5 protein-coding genes are annotated in these 7,403 nt (G+C 57.6%); all 5 read right to left on the bottom strand.

Annotation, left to right across the window (positions count from 1 at the left end; genetic code table 11):
- Positions 1-195: 195 nt before the first annotated feature.
- The 5 genes from KPG71_RS19300 to KPG71_RS19320 all read right to left on the bottom strand — a co-directional run bounded on the left by KPG71_RS19300 (position 196) and on the right by KPG71_RS19320 (position 7,169).
- A complete protein-coding gene (locus tag KPG71_RS19300) occupies positions 196-1,251 on the bottom strand; it encodes a cytochrome c peroxidase (protein ID WP_216340348.1) in 1,056 nt (351 codons plus the stop codon).
- 70 nt (positions 1,252-1,321) lie between these two features.
- The gene (locus KPG71_RS19305; protein WP_216340350.1) at positions 1,322-3,907 is read right to left on the bottom strand and encodes a TonB-dependent receptor plug domain-containing protein; all 2,586 of its coding nucleotides are present in this window, start codon (positions 3,905-3,907) and stop codon (positions 1,322-1,324) included.
- A 335-nt stretch (positions 3,908-4,242) separates the two neighbouring features.
- Positions 4,243-5,328, bottom strand: a complete 1,086-nt coding sequence (gene dctP / locus KPG71_RS19310; protein ID WP_216340352.1) for a TRAP transporter substrate-binding protein DctP — start codon at positions 5,326-5,328, stop codon at positions 4,243-4,245.
- Between the two features lie 24 nt (positions 5,329-5,352).
- A complete protein-coding gene (locus tag KPG71_RS19315) occupies positions 5,353-6,678 on the bottom strand; it encodes a TRAP transporter large permease subunit (RefSeq protein ID WP_216340354.1) in 1,326 nt (441 codons plus the stop codon).
- On the bottom strand, positions 6,675-7,169 hold the full coding sequence (locus tag KPG71_RS19320) for a TRAP transporter small permease subunit (RefSeq protein WP_216340356.1): 495 nt from the start codon (positions 7,167-7,169) through the stop codon (positions 6,675-6,677). The genes KPG71_RS19315 and KPG71_RS19320 overlap by 4 nt, the downstream gene beginning before the upstream one ends.
- Positions 7,170-7,403: the final 234 nt, after the last annotated feature.

Here is a 7,403-nt window from a genome sequence, read left to right on the forward strand (position 1 = left end):
GAAAAGCTGACCGCCATATGCAACGATGACGGTGAGACGGCGATGATCGCCGCTCAGTGAACGAGCAACACCGGCTATGAAGAAGCAGGTGGACGCCAGTTCCTACACCACTTCCCGGGGCACTACCCAGACGGGCCGCGAATGCCCGGTGGGCAAGTACAGCCGGAAATATTCTGGACGCCTTGATCCCATTCTTCAGAGAGCCCGGAGGAAGGCTTCGATTTCCCGGATTTCTTCGGGCGTGAGTGTCAGCGGTTTCAGGTGAGGAGAGTGGGTTTTGGCGTTTCGCTCCAGCGCAGGAGAAACCTTGGAAAGGTCGCCCTGACGTGCACCGCCTGCAACGTAGAGGTTGATGATGCCTCGCAGGCTGGGAAAAAGGCCGTTGTGCATGTAGGGGGCGGTCCTGGATACATGGCGAAGACTGGGTGTTAGAAATTTTCCGGCATCATTCGAGTTTCCGGTGACTTCGTAGCGCCCCAAATCCTGATACTTGCGGTCAAAATAGGCCAAGCCGAGATTATGGAATTCGCCATCTGACAAATCCGGCCCGAAATGACAATTCACGCAGCGCGCTTTCGTTCGAAACAGGTGCAATCCGCGGATTTCGGTATCGCTCAGGGCGTCGTGTTGACCTTGCAGGAAGTGATCGAATTGTGAGGGCACGTCGAGATATCGCTGAAATGTCGCAATCGCATCGGCGATCCGTTCAAGGGAGATCGTTTCGAAGCCATAAGCGTCTGCGAACAGTGCCGGATATTCCAGGGTGTTTTGCAGGCGGTCCGCTACATCGCCCAGATCGTGGTTGGCCATTTCGGTCGGGTCCGCCAATGGGAAAAGCGCTTGTTCTTTGAGGGTTTGCGCCCGACCATCCCAAAACAGGGGGGTGCGGCGGGCCGCTGCGAACAGGGCGGGGGCGTTGCGCCGTCCCTCGGTTCGGGCGTGGCCAAAACTGCGTGGCAGACCGTCGCCCCAGCCAAGTCGCCGATTGTGGCAGCTTTGGCAGGCCACGTGTCCGGACGCTGACAGGATGGGGTCGTTGAACAAGCGTTCGCCCAAGGCGCGGCGTTTTGCGGCTTGGCTGTTCGGCGCGGGACGGGTTGGCAAATCCGGCGCGGCCAGTTCGATATAGGCGACACCGGGATCGATCCACGGGGCAGGCCAATTGCCGGAAGACCCGGAATAGATCTGGCGCAAATCGGCCGGGTTATCCAGGTCGGGTTGCAACGCAGCCACGCCGCCGATGACGATCACCGCCGCCGCAACTGTGGCGATGATCCAGTGCCATCGCGCTGCGATGGGGGACAATACGCTGCTGCCGGGGTTACCAACTGACATTGGTGCCCAGGTAGAAGCTGCGCCCGGCGATCCATGGGTTCGAATTGGTTGCCGTGCGGTTGCCCGCTTCGTTGAAGAGATTGGATACCTTGAGGTTCAGGTCGATGGTCTTGCCCTGGATTTCCGCGATGCGGGCACTGGCCGATAGGAATGCCGTTGCGTGCGCCTTGAACCGTTTGTCGACAAAGATGTTGTGCCGCTGTCTTCCATATCTGGGGTGCGTGAATGTGCCGGTCTGATCAGAGTCGATTACCCCATCGTAACCGAACACCACATCGGCCCCGACCCCCAGCGAATATCGTCCGCCTGCCCATTTCGTGCGCAGCTCGATGGTCGAACGTACGGGGATATCCAGATTGCCGGTCACCTGCCCGAATTCCGACAGCGTATAGCTTTGGCCGCCGTAATAGATGAAATCGTCGATCCCGTCGCCATCATCGTTGAAGTAAGAGAGTGCGGAGGTTTCTCTTTCGGACCAGACGCCTGACAAATACAATCCCACGCTGTCCAGCACGTGGCTGTGCCGCCGCATGTCCCATGCCTTGCTGTATTCCAGTGAGATCGAATTGTACTCGTTCGTACCGTCATTGGTCAGATAATTCTCGCGCGAGCCTGGTCCTTCGGCGCGCGAGAATTGGTCCCGGCCCTTGCGATGCTTGCCCCGCAATCGCCATGTGCCGTTTGTCCAACTGTCGCGATATGTCACGCCAAGGGCCAGTTCATCCGTGTAGGGGGTTTTCAGGTTACCTTGGGTATAGGAATACTGTCCTTGATCGATGTTGCGTCCGCTGCCCCACGGGTCGACAACGCCGGTGGCTCCATCATGACCGCGCAGTTGTGTGGTGCCACGCGAAATCGCGTCGTGAATTGCATAAGCCATATAGTTATCACTGTAATAACGATTGGCGCCGAGTGTGAATTCCAGGTTGTCACGCGGCGACCAGCGGCCCGTCAGGCGCGGCGACCAGTCCCAGTTGTCCAGAACGTCATTGTGATCCAGGCGAAGCCCGGCTCGCAGCCCGAAATCGCCCCATGTCTGGTCGATCTCGGCCCACAGTTCGGTTTTGATGGCATCGACGGATATGTTGTAAGGATCTTGTTGGACTCGCACATCGAAATACTGATCTGACAGGCAGCTTCGATCACCGGGCGGGCAGATGAAGCCGATGAACGGGTCCGCCGGGTCCAGCCGCTCATTGGCGCCGTAATAGGTAAAGCCGGTGCCTTGGCGCTTTGCCTCAACCTCCTCAATCGAAACGCCAAGCAAGAAACTGCCGCGTGCAATCTCACCTTCGAGTTCGGCAAAGGCCTGTTTGCGTTTGTCAGTGTAATAAGTGCTGCCCAACCCGCCCGTACGGCAGGTTGTAAGCCTATCGGTGGTATCAGCCGTACACCACGAGTCGAAGGCATTAGTTAGATAATTGTCGGGTTGGTACCATGCATACCAGTTGAATTGCTCCGTACGCGGATTGATATTGGTTGCTTCGTTGTCCTGCCATGCAGCGCGCAGCGTCAGTTTGACGTCGCGTACGTCGAGCCCGGCAAAAGACAGGCTGTCCCATTCCTTTTCGTACTTGGCATCCAGAGACAGGCCCCGCGTTTCGACATCCAGATGGAAATCCTCGACAAAGTTGCTGTCCCATCCTTGGGAATAGTCCGTCAATTTGCCGGAAACGGTCAGCCTGTCGCCATTGCCGAATTCGTGCAGCACACCAAGGCTATAGAAATCGCTGCGCGAGTCATTCTTGACGATGCGGTCCTTGTACTGCGCGTCCATCTGTTTGCGCGCTTCTGCTTCGCGGCGGCCGAAGCCGAACAGGATCGCAGTGCGATCCGACACGGGCTGATTGTGAACCACCGAATACGACAGCTTGGTCCAGTCCGGTTTCTGCCGGAAATCCGGGTTGAGCCCAAAGGGTGTGCCCAGAACGTATTTGGTCATCTCATCGGTCGAATAGCTGAATGACAACTGCCCCGAGGCTTTCTCCAGCTTGGGCTGTTTGCTGGTATAATTCACGACACCGCCCTGGAATCCGCCATGTCGGGCAGAGACGTCTGAATCGATTATCTCGACCTCTTCGACCATCGATGTGGGCACAAACTGCGTTTGCGAGTGCAAGCCATAGAAGGAATAGGTGTTGGGTTGATTGGTTTCGCGGCTAAGCTCTGTGTTCGCGAGAGGGTCTTCATTGCCCGTCAGCGAGTTGATCCCGAGCCCATCCAGAGTAAAGTTGTTCTCGGTCACGCGCCCGCCCGAGATCGACAGTTCAAGAGGCTTGAGGTCCAGTATGTCATCGCCGTTCTCGCCTGCGTCGGTATCGGCATCGTTGCGGTATTGCACCCCCGGCAGGCTGGTTAATGCGGTGTTGGCGTCGCCCGATCCATCGGCGCGAATTTTTACGCCTTCTGCATCCACCGTTGTTGCGCCAGAGCCTTCTTGCGATCCCGATATACGTGTCTGGGGCAGGCCTGCACCGTTACGATCATCCGTCTCCTGCTCGATGTTGATGGGGTCGAGTACAATACCGTCCTGTGCCTGAACGGATGCAGGTATCGCTATTGCGATGAACATTCCGGCAGCCCATACATTTTCTTTCGATACAAGCGGTTCCCGCTTGTGCGTTTCTTTGTGATGCAACATTTTCCAGCGTCCCCATGCGTGATATTTGTTGCTGGCTGAAACGCTGGCTTGCGGACCAAATATCCGTTTTCAAAGCGCGATATAATACCCGAGTATTTGAGTCAATATTTAGTCGAGGGAGCACAGGACCGATCTGAGCCATTCTGCAAGACGGCGGGCCAGGTATCGGACCAAAGCGTGAAACGCTTCACGTAAAAAGGGTGTCCAATGAAAAATGCCCGCCAAAGCTGGCGGGCATTCTCGGGTTCTGTGGGATGTGCGCTGTTTTACTCGACGCAGGCCCGCAGCGCTTCGGCATCCGGGCCGTTCGGGGTGCGCCCGAGGTTGAACGGAGCCGACGCATCGCGCCACTGGGCATAGTCGTTCAGGTATTCCACCATGCTCAGGTACACCTTGGCCGAGTTGGGGTTCTCACATGCCGTTTCGACGATGACTTCGTTTGCCATTTTCTGAACTTCGGCAAGCGTTTCGTCGTCGTAGCGGTTGATTTCGACGGCTTCGTCGAATTTCGCATAGGCTTCGGTGGCGCGTTTTTCGGTGAAGGCCAGCGACCACAACAGAGTTGCGTCAGCCGCGATCTGGAGCTTCTCCTGGGTTTCCGCGCTCAGCGCATCCCAAGACGCCTGGTTGATCATGACACCGAAAACCGATGCCGACTGGTGCCAGCCAGGGGTCGCCCAATACTCGGTGACCTGCTGGAAACCGCCGGACCAGTCCACGTTCGGGGTGGAGAATTCAGCGCCGTCGATCACGCCGCGTTCGAGCGATTGATAGATTTCACCGCCCGCCATCGAGACCTGATTGCCGCCGAGGCGTTCCAGAAGCTTGCCTTGCTCCAGCCCGGACAGACGCAGGCGCTTGCCTTGCAGATCGTCAAGAGAGACGATCGGTTCCTTCGTGCGGAAGCCGGATTCGTTGTTGGTCACGCCATAGGGCAGATAGACCATGCCGAAGTTGCCGTAGATCTCGTTATAGAGTTCCGCGCCGCCCCATTGCTGAATCCAGTTCACGTAGTCCACCGCGTTGAACAGCGAGGGCGTGGTGGCCAGCGGCGAGAAGGCCGAGTCACGGCCCGCCCAATATCCCGGCCAGTCTGCACCGGCCTGAATGGTGCCGGATTCAACCGCGCCGAACACTTCGCCGGACGGAACAAGCGATCCGCCGTCAAAGAATTCGATGGTCAGTTCGCCCGCAGTCAGTTTGTTGGCGAGCTCGACAAAATGCCTGTCGGTCTCGATCAGTTCCAGCGACGAGGGCCATGTCGTCGTCATTGTCCAGCTTTCCTGAGCCATGGTCTGGCTTGCCATGGCCGTTGCCGCAGTCGCGGCAAGAGCGATTGTTTTGAAAGTCATACTTATCTCCTCTCAGGGTTAAAGTTACTTCGTATAGAGAACGTCCGGCAGCCAGATCACCAGCGACGGGAACAGCGCAACCAGAAGGCACATGATCACGATCAGGCCGATGAACGGCATCACGCCCCGGATGATGGCGCCCGTGCGCACCTCGGGGGGGGCGATCGCGCGCAGATAGAACAAGGCATAGCCGAATGGTGGGGTCAGGAAGGATGTTTGCAGGACCACCGCCATGAGAACCACGAACCACAAAAGGCTGACATCCGGCATTTCCTGAATGATCGGCAGGAAAATCGGGAAAGACAAAAGCACGATGCCGGTCCAGTCCAGAAAGGCGCCAAGGATGAAGACGACGAACATCATCATGGTGATCAGAAGCCAAGGCTCCATGTCCAGTGCGCGGATCAGTTCCTGCGTGGCACGGAGGCCCCCGGTGATATTGAAGACACCGGTAAAGGCCGTGGCCCCCACGACGATGAACAGGATCATTGCCGAGGTTCTGCCAGTTTCCAGCATGGCGCTGTAGAATGTCTCGAGCTTGAACTTGCGTCGCATGATCACGATCAGCAGGGCAAGGGCCGCGCCGATGGCCGAAGCCTCGGTTGCTGTCGCGATCCCGGCCAGAAGTGAGCCAAGGATGCCGAAGATCAGGGCCAGCGGTGGCATGGCTTCGACGAGCAGCATGCGGAGCAACTCGCCACGGGACAGTTTCTCGTCCGGTTCGACCGAGGGGGCCAGATCGGGGCGGAGAACGGAAATGATATACACGTAAAGTGCATAGCTCAGCCCCAGCAAGACGCCGGGGATCATTGAACCCGCGAACAATTCGCCCACCGAAAGCGGTGAATAACTGGCCATCAGGATCAGCATGATCGACGGCGGAATGAGAATGCCAAGGCAGCCCGATGCGGCAATGACCCCGGTTGTCAGGGTCGGGGCGTAGCCGTATTGCAGCATCGGACGCAGGGCCATGACCCCCATGACGGTGATCGAGGCACCGATGATTCCAGTGGTCGCCGCCAGCAGGATCGAGATGAAAACCACGGCCAGCGCCAAGCCGCCGCGAACGCGGCTGAGCAACAGGCGCAGTGTTTCGAACATTCGGTCGGTCACGCCGGAATCGGACAGGAAACGCGCCATGAGAACAAAGAGCGGAATGGCGATCAGCGTGTAATTATCGAGAACATCACCGAAAATCCGGTTGATCACGATGCCCAGCACCATCGGTTTTCCGGCGATGATGGCGGTCAGAACAGCCGTGCCGCCCAGAACGAAGGCCAGCGGATGCCCCATGAACAAGCCCACAACCAGCAGGCCGAACATCAATACGGCGATATACTCGGGACTCATCTGGAGGCCTCCTGATTTCCGAACAGCAGTTTGAGAACCTCCGAGATTCCCTGCAATAACAGGAGCCCCGCGGCGACACACATGGCCATCTTCAAGGGATAGACAGGCATCTGGATGGCTCCATAGGTCACTTCGCCCTGTGCCCAGGAGCGGGATGCGAACTCCCACGAGCGGGTCAGGAAGACCCATGTGAAGGGAAAGAAGAAGATGACATAGCCCAGCAATTCGACAACCTTGTGTGCGCGGGGGCCCAGTGTTTCGGTCAGAATATCGACCCGCACATGGGCGTTGTGGCGCAAGGCGTAACCGCCGAGCAGGACAAAGTAGAACCCGAACATTTGCTTGGATACATCGAAGGCCCATCTGGTGGGCTCGCTGAGCGCGTAACGCATTACGACATCGAAAATGATAATCGCGGCGAACAGAATCGCCACAACTGAAACGAGCTTGCCTACGATCTCATTCAGTTCGTCGATTAAACGCATAATCATACGATCCCCCTGTTACCCCTTAACCTGTTCGCAGCGCCCGGTCAAAAGCGCGCAAACGGCCTGTAATCCCTGCGCGCAAGTTGGACCGTTTGGAAGGTGAGCGCAAGTAGTCGGCGCTGAATATCACGCTGTGAGCGACCTGAGGCCGGTTTGAGCGGCGATTGGGGCGCGTTTTGTCCCGAACATGGCGTAGATCGCTGCGACGATTTCGGCCCAAAGCGCCCTGAGGTGGGC

Source organism: Roseovarius sp. PS-C2 (assembly GCF_018862045.1).
Taxonomy (GTDB): domain Bacteria; phylum Pseudomonadota; class Alphaproteobacteria; order Rhodobacterales; family Rhodobacteraceae; genus Roseovarius.